Origin of the sequence: Pseudomonas sp. C5pp, assembly GCF_000814065.1 — a bacterium.
GTDB classification, from domain to species: domain Bacteria; phylum Pseudomonadota; class Gammaproteobacteria; order Pseudomonadales; family Pseudomonadaceae; genus Aquipseudomonas; species Aquipseudomonas asiatica.
Genome location: NZ_JWLN01000006.1, coordinates 48929 through 65897, shown reverse-complemented (window position 1 = coordinate 65897; position 16969 = coordinate 48929). Strand labels below are relative to the sequence as shown.

Sequence of the window (16969 nt, the reverse complement as noted above, 5' to 3'; positions counted from 1 at the left end):
TGGAACCGGGCTTTTTTTATGTCTTGAACTAACCTGTCAGCATGTCCGTGACGACTTGCCGCATAGACGCAGATCAAGCAAAGCGAGGGTTGTAGCCCGTTCCCCGGGTAATCACCTTGTCAGTGTGTGGATTTGTTTCTTACCATGGCGGCCAATTTTTAGTGCCACAGACATTACCTAAGTACAGGCCAGGTCCAACTGGTCAAGCAAGCTGATGGGAGAGGACTGAATGAGCAATGACGGCGTCAACGCAGGCCGGCGCCGCTTCCTCGTAGCCGCGACATCCGTAGTCGGGGCGGCGGGGGCAGTGGGGGCTGCGGTACCGTTCGTGGGGTCATGGTTTCCCAGTGCCAAGGCGAAAGCCGCGGGTGCACCGGTGAAGGTCAATATCGCCAAGGTCGAGGCCGGGCAGCAGATGGTGGCCGAGTGGCGCGGCCAGCCAGTGTTCATCGTGCGGCGAACGGACGAGATCCTCGGTAACCTGAAAAAGGTCGTAGGTGATCTGGCTGACCCCGAGTCCAAGGCCTCGGTGCAGCCCACCTACGTCGATCCGCAGGTTCGTTCGATCAAGCCGGAAATCCTCATCCTTGTTGGCCTGTGCACACACCTGGGCTGCTCGCCCACCTTCCGCCCGGAAGTCGCACCCGCTGACCTTGGCCCGAAATGGGTCGGTGGCTATTTCTGCCCATGCCACGGTTCCCACTACGACCTGGCCGGCCGTGTCTACAAGTCGCAGCCGGCGCCACTCAACCTGCCCGTGCCACCGCACTCTTACGAGTCGGACGAGATCGTCGTCATCGGCGTTGACCAGGAGAACGCATGATGAGCAAGTTCATGGACTGGATTGATGCTCGCTTCCCCGCGACCAAGATGTGGGAAGACCACCTGAGCAAGTATTACGCACCCAAGAACTTCAACTTCCTGTACTTCTTCGGCTCGCTGGCGTTGCTGGTGCTGGTCAACCAGATCGTCACCGGTGTGTGGCTGACCATGAGCTTCACACCCTCGGCAGAAGAGGCGTTCGCCTCGGTCGAGTACATCATGCGGGATGTGGAATACGGCTGGATCCTGCGCTACCTGCACTCCACAGGTGCATCGGCGTTCTTCATCGTCGTCTACCTGCACATGTTCCGCGGCCTGCTCTACGGTTCCTACCAGAAGCCGCGTGAACTGGTGTGGCTGTTCGGCATGCTGATCTACCTGGCGCTGATGGCCGAAGCCTTCATGGGCTACCTGCTGCCGTGGGGCCAGATGTCGTACTGGGGTGCCCAGGTGATCATCTCGCTGTTCGGTGCCATTCCGGTGATCGGTGGCGACCTCACCCAGTGGATCCGTGGTGACTACCTGATCTCGGGTATCACTCTGAACCGCTTCTTCGCCCTGCACGTGGTTGCCTTGCCGATCGTGATTCTCGGCCTGGTGGTCCTGCACATCCTCGCCCTTCACGAAGTGGGTTCGAACAACCCCGATGGCGTCGACATCAAGAAGAAAAAGGACGAAAACGGTATCCCGCTGGACGGTATCCCGTTCCACCCGTACTACACCGTCAAGGATATTGTCGGCGTGGTGGTGTTCCTGTTCGTGTTCTGCGCCGTGGTGTTCTTCTTCCCGGAAATGGGCGGTTACTTCCTGGAGAAACCTAACTTCGAGCAGGCGAACGCCTTCAAGACCCCCGAGCACATTGCGCCTGTGTGGTACTTCACGCCGTTCTACGCGATCCTGCGTGCGGTGCCTGACAAGCTGATGGGCGTCATTGCCATGGGTGCGGCCATTGCCGTGTTGTTCGTCTTGCCCTGGCTCGACCGCAGCCCGGTCCGCTCCATGCGCTACAAGGGCTGGATCAGCAAGCTCTTCCTGCTGGTGTTCTGCGTGGCCTTCGTCATCCTCGGCATACTGGGCGTGCTGGCGCCGACACCTGGGCGTACCTTGCTGTCGCAGGTGTGCACGGTGTTGTACTTCGCCTACTTCCTGCTGATGCCGTTCTACACAAGGCTCGAGAAGACCAAACCGGTTCCGGAAAGGGTGACTGGCTGATGAAAAAGTTGATTGCAGTATTTTTGCTGGCAGTGATGCCTGCCTTTTCCTTCGCTGCCGAAACGGGCCTGGAGCTGGACAAGGTCGACATCGACCTGAGCGACAAGGCCGCCATGCAGGACGGTGCGCGTACCTTTGCCAACTATTGCATGGGTTGCCACAGTGCGAAGTTCCAGCGTTACGAGCGGGTTGCTGATGACCTGGGCATCCCCCACGAGCTGATGCTCGAGAAGCTGGTGTTCACCGGTGCCAAGATCGGTGACCACATGCAGATCGGCATGAAGCCCAGTGACGCCAAGACCTGGTTCGGCGCTGCACCGCCCGACCTGACCCTGGTGGCCCGAGTGCGTGGTACCGACTGGTTGTACACCTACCTGCGCAGCTTCTATGAGGACCCGTCGCGGCCTTATGGGGTGAACAACAAGGTGTTCCCGAACGTCGGCATGCCTAACGTGCTGGTCGGCTTGCAGGGTAACCAGGTGGTTGGCTGCAAGCAGGTGCAGACCGTGACCGATGGCAAGAAGCAATTCGACCCACTGACTGGTAGCCCGCTGACCCATGAAGCCTGCGACCAGCTGACCATTACGCCGAATTCCGGTACCCTGACGACCGAGCAGTTCGACGAGAAGGTCAAGAACCTGGTGACCTTCCTGGCCTATTCGGCCAACCCGGTCAAACTGGAAAGCCAGCGCATCGGTACCTACGTGTTGCTGTACCTGGCTTTCTTCTTCGTATTCGCCTATTTGCTCAAGCGTGAATACTGGAAGGACGTGCACTGATCACGCAGTAGTTTCTGGTTGTTGAACGCGCCCGTGGTGGCCTGGCAGATCTGCCAGGTCCCCACGGGCGCGTTTTCATTTACAGTTTTACAAGCATCCCGTACGAGGAGGCGCTACATGGGCGCAACCAACAGGTTAGCCTGCTATTCCGACCCCGCTGATCACTATTCTCATCGGGTACGCCTCGTGCTGGCCGAGAAGGGCATCAGCGTGCAGGTCATCGATGTCGATCCCGGTCGACTGCCGCCCAAGCTGGCAGAGGTGAACCCTTACGGCAGCGTGCCGACCCTGGTCGACCGTGACCTGGCGCTGTATGAATCGACCGTGGTGATGGAGTACCTCGAGGAGCGTTATCCACATCCGCCGCTAATGCCGGTGTACCCGGTTGCGCGGGGGAACAGTCGCTTGCTGATGCACCGCATCCAGCGCGACTGGTGCTCCTTGGCCGATATTGTGCTCGACCCGCGCAGTAGCGAGGCTGCCCGAACCGAAGCGCGTAAGGCATTGCGTGAGAGCCTGACCGGGGTCTCGCCGTTGTTCGGCGAGTACGCCTGCTTCATGAGTGAGGAGCAAAGCCTGGTCGATTGTTGTCTACTGCCCATCCTCTGGCGTCTGCCGGTGTTGGGTATCGAGTTGCCGCGGCAAGCCAAGCCGCTGCTGGATTACATGGAGCGGCAGTTCGCCCGCGAGCCTTTCCAGGCGAGCCTGTCCTCTGTAGAACGTGAAATGCGCAAGCTTTAAGGAGCCGTTGATGAACTCCAGTCGCCCCTATCTGGTTCGAGCACTGTACGAGTGGATCGTCGACAACGATTGCACGCCCCATATGCTGGTCAATGCCGAATTCCCGAAGGTCCAGGTGCCGGACGGTTTCGCCAGTGATGGCCAGATCGTCTTGAACATCTCGCCAAGTGCCGTGCGCAGCCTGCACATGGACAACGACGCGGTCAGCTTCGAGGGCCGCTTCGGTGGCGTGGCTCACTCGCTGTACGTGCCGGTTGGCGCCATCCTGGGTATTTACGCCCGCGAGAATGGCCAGGGTATGGTCTTCGAGCTGGAGTCGTCCATGATGGATGACGATGAGCAGGAAGATGATGATGTGCAGCCGGATGACGATGGCCCGCCAGAGGGTGGTGGCCAGCCGCCACGTCCGACTGGTCGACCAAGTCTGAAAGTGGTCAAGTAATAAAAAAGGCGATCCAACCGGATCGCCTTTTTTTAATTGCGCCAGCCCTGCTTACAGGTCGCTGATGGTACGTACCTGGTCCTTGTTGATGCGGGTACGCTTGCCGTCGAGTTGCTGGAACTCATAGAAGCCGGCGTCACGGTCGAACTTCGGTACGTCGACGGCCTGGATTTCACGGCCATCGTTGAGGGTGATCAGGCTTGGTGTAGAGCAGCCGGCCAGGGTGGCGAAAGTGCCGAACAGCAGGGCAGGCAGCAGAAGCTTTTTCATGCGGTGTTTCCTGGATTTCTGAAAAGACAAGGTGTTGTGCTTGCCTGTGCTGGCCTCTTCGCGGGCAAGCCCGCGAAGAGGCCAGCACAGGCTGATGAATCAGTCGATGTACTCGAACAGCTTGACGATCTTCTGCACACCCGACACGCCCTGTACCACGGCAGTGGCCGAGTTGGCCTCCTGCTGGGTCACCAGGCCGAGCAGGTAAACGATGCCATTCTCGGTAATCACCTTGATGCGCGAGCTGGGCACGGCATTGTCGGTCAGCATCTGGGTCTTGATCTTGGTGGTCAGCCAGGCGTCGTTGTTGCGCGCCAGGATGGAGGAGGGTTGCATCACCTGCAGCTCGTTGTGCACTTTCTTGACGCGCTGTACCTGGCTGGCAGTCTGCTCGGCGAGGCTCTTGAGGTCGGCGCGTGGTGTCTGGCCGGCCAGCAGGACGATGCCGTTGTAGCTGCTGACAACGATGTGCGAACCTTTGTCCAGGTCAGGGCTGGCCTTGGCGATGTTGACCGAAGCCTTGGTTTCGATCAGCGAGTCGTCGATCTTGCTGCCGATGGTGCGCGTTCCGCGATCGTCCTCGATCGGCGAATTGCGGGTAGAGGTCAGTACCGAGCTGCAACCAGTGACGCTCAGGCACAGGGTCAGGGCCATAAGGCCGAGGCGCATAGGGGTCATTCTTCACTCCCGAACAGTTGGCTGTCGATCAGATCACACAGGCAGTGGATCGCCAGCAGGTGGACTTCCTGGATACGCGCGGTAACCGTCGAAGGTACGCGGATTTCCACGTCTTCAGGCAGCAGCAGCGAAGCCATGCCGCCGCCATCGCGACCAGTCAATGCTACGACAATCATTTCGCGGTCATGTGCGGCCTGGATCGCCTGGATCACGTTGGCCGAGTTGCCGCTGGTGGAGATCGCCAGCAGAACGTCACCGGGCTGACCCAGCGCGCGGATCTGCTTGGAAAAGACTTCGTTGTAGCTGTAGTCGTTGGCGATCGAGGTCAAGGTCGAGCTGTCGGTGGTCAGCGCGATGGCCGGCAGGCTCGGGCGTTCGCGCTCGAAGCGGTTGAGCAGCTCGGAGGAAAAGTGCTGGGCATCGCCGGCCGAGCCGCCGTTGCCACAGGCGAGCATCTTGCCCTCGTTGAGCAGCGCGTTGACCATGACCAGGCTGGCATGCTCGATGTGCGGTGCCAGGATGTCCATTGCCTGTTGCTTGGTATCGATGCTGGCCTGGAATAGCCGGCGAATTCGGGATTGCATGTCCATCTGGTGACCTTAAGTGGGGCGGTGGCCTTTGCTACGCGCAACAACGACCAGCCCGCGAAACATAGAGCAAAAAAATCGGAATGGGTTCAGCATTCGAAGGCGTTTTTCAGCCATTGAAGCGGTCTGCCTGCATGGTGGCTGCCCTGCAGGGCGACTACGTCGAAGCGGCAGGGGTGGTTGCCCCAGTGGGGCTCCTTCTGCAGGAACAGGCTGGCGGCGAGCACCAACCGTTTCTGCTTGCGCCCGTCGATACTGCCGAGGGCGCCACCGAAGCCCGCGTGCAACCGGTAGCGGACTTCGACGAATACTACTGTATCGGCGTCGAGCATGACCAGATCAAGCTCACCGCCTTTGCATCGCCAGTTGCGCGCCAGCAGTTGCAGGCCCTGCCCTTGAAGATATTCAAGGGCCTGGCTTTCCGCTGCCTGCCCGGCGCTGGTGGGCGACGCTGCTGCCATCAGCGAGGAGTGTCAGGCAGTAGCTGGACCTGGCCACCGACGAACTCGGCCCAAGGTAGCTGGCGCTCGACACGCTGGTTGGCGTTCATGCTCAGGCTGCCCGAAAGGCCCAGTACGCGGTTGTCCGGTAGCGCTTTCAGCTGGCCCAGGCGCGGCGCCAGGCTGTAGGCGTCGACGCCCATGGCATACAGGCGGCCCAGGCTGCCTGCCGCTTGCGGCCATTGCTGCACGACCTGCTGGCGCAGGCTGTTGCTGGTATCGAGCAGCCACGGGGTTTCGCAGAAGCGGATACCGTTCATGTCGTTGTACTGGTTGACGTCACCACTGGCGCTATACAGGTTCGAAGTGGCGTAGACCGGCACGTCACCGGCGTACTGGAAGTTCAGGGTCGGCTTGATCTGCTGGGCCTGTTGCGGGGTCGAGGCGAGGAAGATGAAGTCGATGTCCTGACGGCGCGACGGCTGCGCGGCGATGCTGCCACCTACCGTGCTCTGCAGGCTCTTGGCGCGGCCTTCGCTCTGGCGCAACTGGAACAGGTCGGCAATCTGCTGGGCCAATGCGACCGGCTGGGCGATGCGTTCGGCGGCGAGCAGAGTGCCACCGTTGCCTTCCCAGTCCTGGCGGAAGGCGGCAAGCACACGATCGCCCCATTCGCCGCTCGGCACCAGGGCAACTGCGCGGACCATGCCATCGGCGCGGGCGCGACGGGCCACTTCACGGGCTTCGTCTTCGGCAGCGAGGCCGAACTGGAACAGCTGCGGTGGAGCCTTCTGGCCGGCGTCGGCGTAGTTCAGGGCCAGGGTGGTGATCGGCAGTTGTGGCTTGGCAGCCAGTTGCTTGACCAGCGGTTTTTCCAGCGGGCCGATGACCAACTGTACGCCTGCGGCCTGGGCCTGGCGATAGAAGTCGTCGAGCGAGCCGATGCGCGAGCTGTCGAATACCTGCACGGCTGGCGCCTGCTGGCCGGCTTGCTGGGCCTGGAAGTGTGCAGCCATGAAACCGTCACGCAGGGCGCGGGCAACACCGGCAAGCGGGCCTTCCTGAGGCAGCAGCAGGGCAATCTTGGTCAGCGGTTGGCTGGCCAGCTCCTTGAGCTTGGTCAGAGCCAGCGGCAGTTGCTGGGCGGCCGGGTGGTCCGGGTGCTGTTTGACCCAGGCGTCGATCGCCGCTTGCTGCTGTTCCAGGGTACCGGCGCTTTTTACCGCGAAGGCCAGGCTGGTCCAGCCGGCAAGGGTCTGGTCGTTGCCTGGCTGCTGCAGTTGCTCTGCCGGCAGCGAGGCGACCAGTGCCCAGATGGCGTCATTGTTGGCGCTGGCGGCCTGACCGCTGAGCAGCGGGCCCAGCAGCACGCGCTGTTGCGCGGCGGCGAGGGCCTGGCCATCGGCTTCGAGGGCGGCCGCGTGCACGCTGTAGGTGCGCGCTTGCTGTTCTTCCGGCAGTTCGGCGACGCGCTGCAGGCTGGGGTGGGCCAGAGCGGCCAGGGCAGCCTTGGGCTGGTTGCGGCTCATGGCCAGCTCGGCACCGAGGGTGCTGGCGAACACTTGCTGGGCCGGCTTGAGTGTGTCCAGCGGCACCTGCTCGAGGATGCGTGCGGCGCGTGGGAAGTCCTTCTGCCTGTAGGCCAGGTCGGCTGCGCTCAGGCGCAGCAGCGCGGCGTCTTCCGCGGACTTGCTGGAAGCAGCCTTTTCGAGCAGTTGCTCGATGCTGGCGTCCGGGGTGCGTGGCAGTTCGCCCAGGCTGGATGAGGGCGAGCTGGCGCAGGCTGCCAGCAAGGCAGCAAGGCAGAGGGCTGTGAACAGCCGCAGGCAAGCGATCATGTAAAGGTCCTGTTACTCGATCAAGGTGGCCGGCAATTGTACCCAAGCGCTGGCCGGGGCGCGATGTTGCCGTGTCGATCCTTCACTATAGGAGGCCTGTCATCGGTCGTCGGCGAAGTTCTTTGCGCCCTGTTGCAGGCGCTCGGGCTACAATGGCGCCTTTGATCCGAACGACAGGTGTGCGCAGTGACTGATGTGGCAGGGGCTTCGAAATCCACGGTGGGGACGCTGTATGTGGTCGCAACCCCTATCGGCAACCTCGACGACATGAGTGCCCGGGCGCTGAAGGTGCTGGCGGACGTGGCCCTGATCGCGGCGGAAGATACCCGTCATTCGGTCCGTCTGCTGCAGCACTTCGGCATCGACACGCCGCTGGCGGCCTGCCATGAACACAACGAGCGTGACGAGGGCGGGCGTTTTCTCACCAAGCTGCTGGCAGGCGAGAATGTGGCGTTGGTTTCCGATGCCGGCACGCCGCTGATTTCCGATCCGGGGTACCACCTGGTGCGCCAGGCGCGTGCTGCGGGGGTAAATGTGGTCCCGGTGCCGGGCGCCTGCGCTCTGATCGCCGCGCTGTCGGCAGCCGGCCTGCCGTCGGACCGTTTCATCTTCGAAGGCTTCCTGCCGGCCAAGGCGGCGGGACGGCGGGCGCGCCTGGAGCAGGTAAAGGAAGAACCGCGCACGCTGATCTTCTACGAGGCCCCGCACCGTATCCTGGAATGCCTTGAAGACATGGAAGCGGTATTCGGTGGCGAGCGCCCGGCGCTGTTGGCGCGTGAACTGACCAAGACCTTCGAGACCCTCAAGGGCCTGCCCCTGGCCGAGCTTCGCGCCTTCGTTGCTGGTGACAGCAACCAGCAGCGCGGTGAGTGCGTGGTACTGGTTGGTGGCTGGAGTGCGCCGGAGGGCGAACAGGCGATCAGTGCCGAAGCGCAACGGGTGCTCGACCTGCTGCTGGCCGAGCTGCCACTCAAGCGGGCGGCGGCGCTGGCTGCGGAAATTACCGGGGTGCGCAAGAACCTGCTGTATCAACTTGCACTGGAAAAGCAGAAAACCGAATAGTGGCATATTGATATAAATGCCGGTATTGCTTGTTCTTGGGCGCGCGTGCCGTTAATCTTGGCGGTGGAGAGTCGATCGGACAGTCGCTGCCTGCTTTTGTTCCGCAACAGCAGGGGGAGGAAAGTCCGGGCTCCATAGGGCAGAGTGCCAGGTAACGCCTGGGAGGCGCGAGCCTACGGAAAGTGCCACAGAAAATAACCGCCTAAGCACTTCGGTGCCGGTAAGGGTGAAAAGGTGCGGTAAGAGCGCACCGCACGGCTGGCAACAGTTAGTGGCTAGGTAAACCCCACTCGGAGCAAGACCAAATAGGGTTCCATCAGGCGTGGCCCGCGTCGGAACCGGGTAGGTTGCTAGAGGCGTCCAGTGATGGCCGTCGTAGAGGAATGACTGTCCTCGACAAAACCCGGCTTACAGATCGACTCTCCACCTTTCCCTCCCTGCTTTATTCGATAGCAGATGCCCTCTGGTAATACCGAAAAAATCTTACTCTTAATAAATCACTTTAACTTCGAACTCCATTCGCCTGCGCGGGTTTGATTTTTCTCGTGTTTTTTTCTGCTCGGTAGTCCTTCCGCATTCCTTTATTGCGCTAAATCTCGGTCCTGTAAGGCTTTTCCTTCCGAACGTGCCTTGACGGTGCTGCGGGCGGATTCCTATAGTGTGCGCAAGTGGCAGAAAGTGGGATGAAGTGGGTTTTCTGGCACAAAAAAGCTAACATTGTGGGGAATCGCAGCCGTGTTCCGCGGAGCCAACGCCGTCAGCCTCGATGCCAAGGGCCGTCTCGCCATGCCGAGCCGGTACCGTGACGAGCTCGATTCGCGTTGCAATGGTCAGCTGATCGTGACCATCGACGCCGTTGACCCCTGCTTGTGTGTTTATCCCCTCGATGAGTGGGAACAGATAGAAGCCAAGTTGCGTGCCTTGCCATCGTTGCGTGAGGAAAACCGCCGCCTTCAGCGTTTGCTGATCGGTAACGCGGTTGACCTGGAGCTCGATGGCAGTGGGCGTTTCCTGGTACCGCCCCGTCTGCGTGAGTACGCCAAGCTCGACAAGAAGGCGATGCTGGTAGGGCAACTGAACAAATTCCAGCTGTGGGATGAAGATGCCTGGAACGCGGTTTCGGCAGCAGACCTTGCAGCTATTCAACAACCGGGCGCCATGCCCGACGAATTGCGTGACCTGATCCTGTGACCATAGATAGCGGCTTCAACCACATTACCGTCCTGCTCGACGAAGCTGTCGAGGCATTGGCCCTGCGCGCCGACGGTTGCTATCTGGACGGCACCTTTGGCCGTGGCGGGCACAGCCGGCTGATTCTCAGCAAGCTCGGGCCGCAAGGGCGGCTGCTGGGTTTCGACAAAGATCCACAGGCGATTGCCACGGGGCAAGCGCTGGCGGCCGAAGACGGCCGCTTTGTCATTGTGCAGCGCAGCTTTGCCGAGCTGGGCGCGGAAGTGGCCGAGCGTGGCCTGGATGGCAAGGTCAGCGGCGTATTGCTGGATCTGGGCGTTTCCTCGCCGCAGCTGGATGACCCCGAGCGGGGCTTCAGCTTCCTCAATGATGGCCCGCTGGACATGCGCATGAACCCGGACCAGGGCATCAGCGCCGCCGAGTTCATCGCCACTGCACCTGAAGAAGAAATAGCCCGTGTGTTCAAGGAGTACGGCGAAGAGCGTTTCGCCAAGCGCATGGCTCGCGCCGTGGTGCAGCGCCGCGAACAGCAACCGTTCACCCGCACCGGCGACCTCGCCGAGGTGCTGAAGGTGGCCAACCCGGCCTGGGAGAAGGGCAAGAACCCGGCGACCCGCGCCTTCCAGGGCCTGCGCATTCACGTCAACAACGAACTGGGTGATCTCGAGACAGGCCTGGAGGCCGCGATCGATGCGCTGGAAGTGGGCGGCCGCCTGGCAGTGATCAGCTTCCATTCTCTGGAAGACCGCATCGTCAAGCTGTTCATGCGCAAGCTGGCCAAGGGCGAGGCTGACAACCTGCCGCGCAACCTGCCGGTACAGCACAAGGTCTTCGAGCCGAAAATCAAGCTCATCGGCAAGGCTCAGTTCGCTTCCGACGCCGAGCTCAAGGCCAACCCGCGGGCGCGCAGCGCCGTTATGCGGGTGGCGGAGAAGCTGCGGTGAGCAGGCTGTTTGCCAAACCTTTGCCAGGCGGAAGCTTCCTGATGCTTCTGCTGTTCGTTGCCGTGCTGGTTTCGGCCATCGCCGTGTCCTACAGCGCGCACTGGAACCGTCAGTTGCTCAACACGCTGTACGGCGAATTGAACGAACGTGACAAGGCCCAGGCCGAATGGGGCCGGCTGATTCTCGAACAAAGCACCTGGACCGCCGCCAGTCGCATCGAGAACCTGGCTTCCGAGCAACTGAAGATGCGCGTACCTTCGGCTGACGAAGTGCGGATGGTGGCGCCATGATGAAGCTCGAAGGCGCACTCTACCCCTGGCGCTTCCGCGTGGTGATCGGCTTGCTGGCGCTGATGGTCGGTGCCATCTGCTGGCGCATCATCGACCTGCAGGTAGTCGACCGTGACTTCCTCAAGGGGCAGGGCGATGCGCGCAGCCTGCGTCACATCCCTATCCCGGCTCACCGCGGCCTGATCACCGACCGTAACGGTGAACCGTTGGCGGTCAGTACCCCGGTCACCACCCTGTGGGCCAACCCCAAGGAAATGCAGGCCTCCAAGGACCGCTGGCCGCAGCTGGCAGCAGCACTGGGGCAGAACCCGCAGCAGCTGACCGAGCGCCTGACCCAGCAGGCCAGCAAAGAGTTCATCTACCTGGTCCGCGGCCTGACCCCGGAGCAGGGCCAACATGTGCTCGACCTGAAAGTGCCGGGCGTGTATGGCCTGGAAGAATTCCGCCGCTTCTACCCGGCCGGTGATGTCACCGCGCACATGGTCGGCTTCACCGACCTTGACGACCACGGTCGCGAAGGGGTGGAGCTGGCCTATGACGAATGGCTGGCTGGCGTACCCGGCAAGCGGCAGGTGATCAAGGACCGGCGCGGCCGGCTGATCAAGGACATCCAGGTAACCAAGAACGCCAAGGCCGGGAAGACCTTGGCGTTGTCGATAGACCTGCGCCTGCAGTACCTGGCCACCCGCGAGCTGCGCAACGCCATTGCCGAACAGGATGCCAAGGCGGGCAGCCTGGTGATCATGGACGTCAAGACCGGTGAGGTCCTGGCCATGGTCAACCAGCCGACCTACAACCCCAACAACCGCCGCAGCATGTTCCCGGCCGCCATGCGTAACCGCGCGATCATCGACGTGTTCGAGCCGGGCTCCACGGTCAAGCCGATCTCCATGAGTGCGGCACTGGAAAGTGGCCGCTGGAAGCCGACCGACAAGGTCGAGGTGTACCCGGGCAGCCTGCAAATTGGTCGCTACACCATCAAGGACGTGTCCAGGAGCGAAGGCCCGATCCTCGACCTGACCGGTATCCTGATCAACTCCAGTAACGTCGGCATGAGCAAGATCGCCTTCGACATCGGCGGCGAGGCCATCTACCGGGTCATGTCCCAGGTCGGTCTGGGCCAGTACACCGGCCTTGGCTTCCCCGGCGAGCGCGTCGGCAACCTGCCCAACCATCGCGAGTGGCGCAAGGCCGAGACTGCGACCCTGTCCTATGGCTATGGCGTGTCGGTGACCGCCCTGCAGCTGGTGCATGCATACGCGGCGCTGGCCAACGACGGCAAGATGGTGCCGCTGTCGATCCTCAAGGTCGACAAGGCCCCGGAAGCGGTGCAGGCCATTCCGAAGGAAACCGCCGAAACCATTCAGGGCATGCTGCAACAGGTGATCGAAGCACCGCGCGGCGTGTTCCGCGCCCAGGTGCCGTTCTACCACGTGGCCGGCAAGTCAGGTACCGCCCGTAAGGCCACCGTCGGCTCCAAGGGCTACACCGAAAACGCCTACCGCTCGCTGTTCGCCGGCTTCGGGCCGATGAGCGACCCGCGCTACGCCATCGTCGTGGTGATCGATGAGCCTGGCAAGGGCGGTTACTTCGGTGGTCTGGTTTCGGCACCGGTATTCAGCAAGGTCATGTCCGGCACTCTGCGCCTGATGAACGTTCCGCCAGACAACCTGCCTCCACCGGCGCCCGTAGAACAATCGCAAGTCAATGCTGCTGCAACCGCCAAGGGAGGGCGTGGATGATGACAATGCCATTGAGCAAGCTTTTCGCTCACGCCAGCCGTGACCCGTTGATCCGTGAACTGACGCTGGACAGCCGCAATGTGCGCCCGGGTGATCTGTTCCTGGCTGTTCCGGGCGCCAAGGTCGATGGCCGCGAGCATATCGCCGATGCTCTGGCGCGTGGCGCTGCCGCCGTAGCCTATGAAGAGCAGGGCACGAGCGTCCTGCCAATCACCGATGTGCCGCTCATCCCGGTCAAGGGCCTGATCGCCCAGCTTTCGGATATCGCAGGTCGCTTCTATGGCGAACCGAGCCGCCAGCTGAACCTGGTGGGCGTTACCGGTACCAACGGCAAGACCAGCGTCACCCAGCTGGTGGCCCAGGCGCTGGACTTGCTTGGCCAGCGTTGTGGCCTGATCGGCACCTTGGGTACCGGCTTCTATGGTGAGCTGCAGAGTGGCCGCCTGACCACGCCCGACCCGATCGCCGTACAGTCGACCCTCAATGACCTCAAGAAAGGTGGCGCCAAAGCCGTGGCCATGGAGGTTTCCTCCCACGCGCTGGAGCAGGGCCGGGTCGCCGCTCTGGAATTCGACATCGCGGTCATGACCAACCTGTCCCGCGACCACCTGGACTACCACGGCAGCATGGAGGCCTATGAGGCCGCCAAGGCCAAGCTGTTCGCCTGGCCGAGCCTGCGTTGCCAGGTGGTCAACCTGGATGACGATTTCGGCCGTCGCCTGGCCGCCGATTTTGCCCGCCGCCCGAGTGTCGACCATATCGAGACCCGGTTGCTCAGCTACAGCCTGGAGAACCCGGAGGCCTCGCTGTTCTGCCGCGAAGCCGTGTTCAATGACGATGGCGTGCGCGCCACCCTGGTCACCGCCCAGGGCGAACGTACCCTGCGCAGCCAGTTGCTGGGCCGCTTCAACCTGAGCAACATGCTCGCCGCCGTGGCGACTCTGTTGGCGCTGGACTATGCGCTGGACGAAATCCTCAAGGTTACCCCGAAACTGCAGGGGCCTATCGGCCGTATGCAGCGCCTGGGTGGGGGCGACAAGCCGTTGGTGGTGGTCGACTATGCGCACACCCCGGACGCCCTCGAGAAAGTGCTCGAAGCCCTGCGCCCGCATGCGCACGGCAAGCTGCTGTGCCTGTTCGGCTGCGGCGGCGACCGAGACCGCGGCAAGCGCCCGCTGATGGCCGAAGTGGCCGAGCGCCTGGCCGACCGCGTGCTGGTCACCGACGACAACCCGCGTACTGAGGACCCGCTGCGCATCTTTGACGACATCCGCCCGGGTTTCGCCAAGCCTGCCGAGGTCGAGTTCGTTGCCGGTCGTGGCGAAGCCATAGCGCACCTGATTGCCACCGCCGCTGCCGACGATGTGATCGTGCTGGCCGGCAAGGGGCACGAGGATTACCAGGAGATCAATGGCGAGCGTCATGATTTCTCCGATTTGACCGAGGCCGAAAAGGCACTTGCAGGCTGGGAGGCTCCACATGCTTAAGCCGATGTCACTCAGCCAGCTGACCAAAGCGCTGGGTGGTCAACAAGTCGGTGCCGACGCCTCCTTCACCGGCGTCAGCATCGACAGCCGCAGTGTTGGCGCCGGGCAACTGTTCGTCGCCCTGGCCGGCCCGCGCTTCGATGGCCACGACTACCTGGCCGATGTGAAGGCCAAGGGCGCTGTCGCGGCCCTGGTCGAGCGTGAAGTGGCCGATGTCGACCTGCCGCAGTTGCTGGTCGCCGATTGCCGCCTGGCCCTCGGCCAGCTTGGCGCGCTGAACCGTGCTGCCTTCGACAAGCCGGTGGTGGCCATCACCGGTTCCAGCGGCAAGACCACGGTCAAGGAGATGCTCGCCAGCATCCTGCGCACCCGTGGCCTGGTGCACGCCACCCGCGGCAACCTGAACAACGACCTCGGCGCGCCGCTGACCCTGCTGGAGATCGCCCCCGAGCACAGCGCCGCGGTGATCGAGCTGGGCGCCTCGCGCATTGGCGAGATCCGCTACACCGTCGGCCTGACCCGGCCCCAGGTGGTCATCATCAACAACGCCGGCACCGCCCACGTTGGCGAGTTCGGCGGCCCGGAAAAGATCGTCGAAGCCAAGGGCGAGATTCTCGAAGGCCTGGGCGAGGGCGGTATCGCCATCCTCAACCTGGACGACAAGGCCTTTGATATATGGAAGGCACGTGCCGGCGCGCACAAGGTCTTCAGCTTTGCCCGCAACAATCCAATGGCCGACTTCCATGCCTCTGACATCGGCCGCGATGCCCGTGGTTGCCCGTCGTTCAAGCTCCATGGCGCTGGCGACACGGTAGACGTGCAACTCAATGTGCTCGGTGAGCACAACGTCAGCAATGCCCTGGCTGCCGCTGCGGCTGCCCATGCCGTTGGTCTGAGCCTGAGCGGCATCGCCGCAGGCCTGGCTGCCGTGCAACCGGTCAAGGGCCGTACCGTGGCGCAGATTGCGCCGAACGGCGTGCGGGTGATCGACGACAGTTACAACGCAAATCCCACCTCCATGTGCGCGGCCATTGATATACTCGCCGGCTTTTCCGGGCGCACCGTCTTGGTGCTTGGGGATATCGGCGAACTGGGGCAATGGGCGGAAGAAGGCCACCGTCAGGTGGGTGACTACGCGCGTGGCAAGGTCGACGCCCTGTACGCAGTGGGTTCCAACATGACACACGCGGTCAAGGCGTTCGGAGCCAATGGCCGCCATTTCGCTACTCAAGCTGAGCTGATCGACGCGGTTGGCGCCGAGAATGCCAGCGACACCACTATCTTGATCAAGGGCTCGCGCAGCGCTGCGATGGAAAACGTCGTGGCGGCATTGTGCGGTGCCAGCGGGGAGAAACATTAATGCTGCTGCTGTTGGCCGAGTATCTGCAACAGTTCCACAAAGGCTTCGCGGTCTTCCAGTACCTGTCCCTGCGCGGGATTCTGGGTGTGCTGACCGCGTTGTCCCTGGCGCTGTGGCTGGGGCCGTGGATGATCCGTACCCTGCAAATCCGCCAGATCGGCCAGGCCGTGCGTAACGACGGCCCGCAATCGCACTTGTCCAAGTCCGGCACCCCGACCATGGGTGGGGCGCTGATCCTGTCCGCCATCGCCGTCAGCACGCTGCTGTGGGCCGACCTGACCAACCGCTATGTGTGGGTGGTGCTGATCGTTACCCTGGCATTTGGTGCCATCGGCTGGGTCGATGACTACCGCAAGGTGATCGAAAAGAACTCGCGTGGCCTGCCAAGCCGCTGGAAGTACTTCTGGCAGTCGGTATTCGGCCTGGCTGCAGCCATCTTCCTGTACAAGACCGCGCCGACCAGCGTCGAAACCACGCTGATCCTGCCGTTCATCAAGGATGTCACCATTCCGCTGGGCATCGGCTTCGTCGTGCTGACCTACTTCGTCATTGTCGGTTCGAGCAACGCGGTCAACCTCACCGATGGCCTCGACGGCCTGGCGATCATGCCGACGGTGATGGTCGGCGGCGCCCTGGGCATCTTCTGTTACCTGTCGGGCAACGTTAAGTTCGCCGAATACCTGCTGATCCCCTATGTGCCGGGCTCGGGCGAGCTGATCGTGTTCTGCGGCGCGCTGATCGGTGCCGGCCTGGGCTTCCTGTGGTTCAACACCTACCCGGCGCAGGTATTCATGGGTGACGTCGGCGCGCTGGCGCTGGGCGCCGCGCTGGGCACCATCGCCGTGATCGTCCGCCAGGAAATCGTGCTGTTCATCATGGGCGGCGTGTTCGTCATGGAAACCCTGTCGGTGGTGATCCAGGTTGCCTCCTTCAAGCTGACCGGCAAGCGCGTGTTCCGCATGGCGCCGATCCACCACCACTTTGAACTCAAGGGCTGGCCAGAGCCACGGGTGATCGTCCGCTTCTGGATCATCACCGTGATCCTGGTGCTGATCGGCCTTGCAACCCTGAAACTGAGGTAGAT

At 62.3% G+C, this 16969-nt stretch carries 18 protein-coding genes and 1 other RNA gene; 14 read left to right on the top strand and 5 right to left on the bottom strand.

The genetic code is table 11. From position 1 onward, the window contains the following. Positions 1-229: 229 nt before the first annotated feature. The 5 genes from petA to RR51_RS06660 all read left to right on the top strand — a co-directional run bounded on the left by petA (position 230) and on the right by RR51_RS06660 (position 3996). Positions 230-823: a ubiquinol-cytochrome c reductase iron-sulfur subunit gene (gene petA, locus RR51_RS06680; protein ID WP_015271723.1), complete on the top strand. Its 594-nt coding sequence runs from the start codon at positions 230-232 to the stop codon at positions 821-823. Beyond that, positions 823-2034, top strand: coding sequence for a cytochrome b (locus tag RR51_RS06675; RefSeq protein WP_003260795.1), 1212 nt, complete (start codon positions 823-825; stop codon positions 2032-2034). The genes petA and RR51_RS06675 overlap by 1 nt, the downstream gene beginning before the upstream one ends. Further along, positions 2034-2813 carry a cytochrome c1 gene (locus RR51_RS06670; protein ID WP_013974125.1) on the top strand — a complete coding sequence of 260 codons (780 nt, stop codon included), beginning with the start codon at positions 2034-2036 and terminating at the stop codon, positions 2811-2813. The genes RR51_RS06675 and RR51_RS06670 overlap by 1 nt, the downstream gene beginning before the upstream one ends. A gap of 117 nt (positions 2814-2930) precedes the next feature. Further along, positions 2931-3554: a glutathione S-transferase N-terminal domain-containing protein gene (locus RR51_RS06665; protein ID WP_039613004.1), complete on the top strand. Its 624-nt coding sequence runs from the start codon at positions 2931-2933 to the stop codon at positions 3552-3554. A 10-nt stretch (positions 3555-3564) separates the two neighbouring features. After that, entirely contained in the window at positions 3565-3996 is a 432-nt protein-coding gene (locus tag RR51_RS06660; RefSeq protein ID WP_039613003.1) for a ClpXP protease specificity-enhancing factor, read from the top strand. 51 nt (positions 3997-4047) lie between these two features. On the opposite strand, the gene RR51_RS06655 is transcribed toward RR51_RS06660, so the two are convergent. From RR51_RS06655 to RR51_RS06635, 5 genes are all read right to left on the bottom strand, one after another. Then, a complete protein-coding gene (locus RR51_RS06655) occupies positions 4048-4266 on the bottom strand; it encodes a YgdI/YgdR family lipoprotein (RefSeq protein WP_003260792.1) in 219 nt (72 codons plus the stop codon). Positions 4267-4365: 99 nt separating this feature from the next. After that, positions 4366-4944: a BON domain-containing protein gene (locus tag RR51_RS06650; RefSeq protein ID WP_015271720.1), complete on the bottom strand. Its 579-nt coding sequence runs from the start codon at positions 4942-4944 to the stop codon at positions 4366-4368. Continuing rightward, positions 4941-5534 carry a phosphoheptose isomerase gene (locus RR51_RS06645; RefSeq protein ID WP_028635193.1) on the bottom strand — a complete coding sequence of 198 codons (594 nt, stop codon included), beginning with the start codon at positions 5532-5534 and terminating at the stop codon, positions 4941-4943. The genes RR51_RS06650 and RR51_RS06645 overlap by 4 nt, the downstream gene beginning before the upstream one ends. Before the next feature lie 86 nt (positions 5535-5620). After that, positions 5621-5992, bottom strand: a complete 372-nt coding sequence (locus RR51_RS06640) for a YraN family protein (RefSeq protein WP_039613002.1) — start codon at positions 5990-5992, stop codon at positions 5621-5623. Then, positions 5992-7809: a penicillin-binding protein activator gene (locus RR51_RS06635; RefSeq protein ID WP_039613001.1), complete on the bottom strand. Its 1818-nt coding sequence runs from the start codon at positions 7807-7809 to the stop codon at positions 5992-5994. The genes RR51_RS06640 and RR51_RS06635 overlap by 1 nt, the downstream gene beginning before the upstream one ends. A gap of 186 nt (positions 7810-7995) precedes the next feature. Between RR51_RS06635 and rsmI the strand changes: the two genes are divergently transcribed. From rsmI to mraY, 9 genes are all read left to right on the top strand, one after another. Continuing rightward, a complete protein-coding gene (gene rsmI, locus RR51_RS06630) occupies positions 7996-8871 on the top strand; it encodes a 16S rRNA (cytidine(1402)-2'-O)-methyltransferase (RefSeq protein WP_039613000.1) in 876 nt (291 codons plus the stop codon). A gap of 67 nt (positions 8872-8938) precedes the next feature. Then, positions 8939-9298, top strand: an RNA gene (gene rnpB / locus RR51_RS28490) — RNase P RNA component class A. Between the two features lie 308 nt (positions 9299-9606). Next, positions 9607-10062 (top strand): division/cell wall cluster transcriptional repressor MraZ, encoded by a 456-nt coding sequence (mraZ, locus tag RR51_RS06625; RefSeq protein ID WP_004575120.1) that lies wholly within the window; start codon positions 9607-9609, stop codon positions 10060-10062. Next, entirely contained in the window at positions 10059-11006 is a 948-nt protein-coding gene (rsmH, locus tag RR51_RS06620; protein ID WP_003260788.1) for a 16S rRNA (cytosine(1402)-N(4))-methyltransferase RsmH, read from the top strand. The genes mraZ and rsmH overlap by 4 nt, the downstream gene beginning before the upstream one ends. Continuing rightward, the gene (gene ftsL / locus RR51_RS06615; RefSeq protein WP_003260787.1) at positions 11003-11296 is read left to right on the top strand and encodes a cell division protein FtsL; all 294 of its coding nucleotides are present in this window, start codon (positions 11003-11005) and stop codon (positions 11294-11296) included. Before rsmH ends, ftsL begins: the two co-directional genes overlap by 4 nt. Further along, a complete protein-coding gene (locus tag RR51_RS06610) occupies positions 11296-13038 on the top strand; it encodes a peptidoglycan D,D-transpeptidase FtsI family protein (RefSeq protein ID WP_161551483.1) in 1743 nt (580 codons plus the stop codon). The genes ftsL and RR51_RS06610 overlap by 1 nt, the downstream gene beginning before the upstream one ends. Continuing rightward, positions 13035-14525 carry a UDP-N-acetylmuramoyl-L-alanyl-D-glutamate--2,6-diaminopimelate ligase gene (locus tag RR51_RS06605; protein WP_177328645.1) on the top strand — a complete coding sequence of 497 codons (1491 nt, stop codon included), beginning with the start codon at positions 13035-13037 and terminating at the stop codon, positions 14523-14525. Before RR51_RS06610 ends, RR51_RS06605 begins: the two co-directional genes overlap by 4 nt. Continuing rightward, the gene (locus tag RR51_RS06600; RefSeq protein ID WP_039612999.1) at positions 14518-15885 is read left to right on the top strand and encodes a UDP-N-acetylmuramoyl-tripeptide--D-alanyl-D-alanine ligase; all 1368 of its coding nucleotides are present in this window, start codon (positions 14518-14520) and stop codon (positions 15883-15885) included. The genes RR51_RS06605 and RR51_RS06600 overlap by 8 nt, the downstream gene beginning before the upstream one ends. Further along, positions 15885-16967 carry a phospho-N-acetylmuramoyl-pentapeptide-transferase gene (gene mraY / locus RR51_RS06595; protein WP_023661969.1) on the top strand — a complete coding sequence of 361 codons (1083 nt, stop codon included), beginning with the start codon at positions 15885-15887 and terminating at the stop codon, positions 16965-16967. Before RR51_RS06600 ends, mraY begins: the two co-directional genes overlap by 1 nt. Positions 16968-16969: the final 2 nt, after the last annotated feature.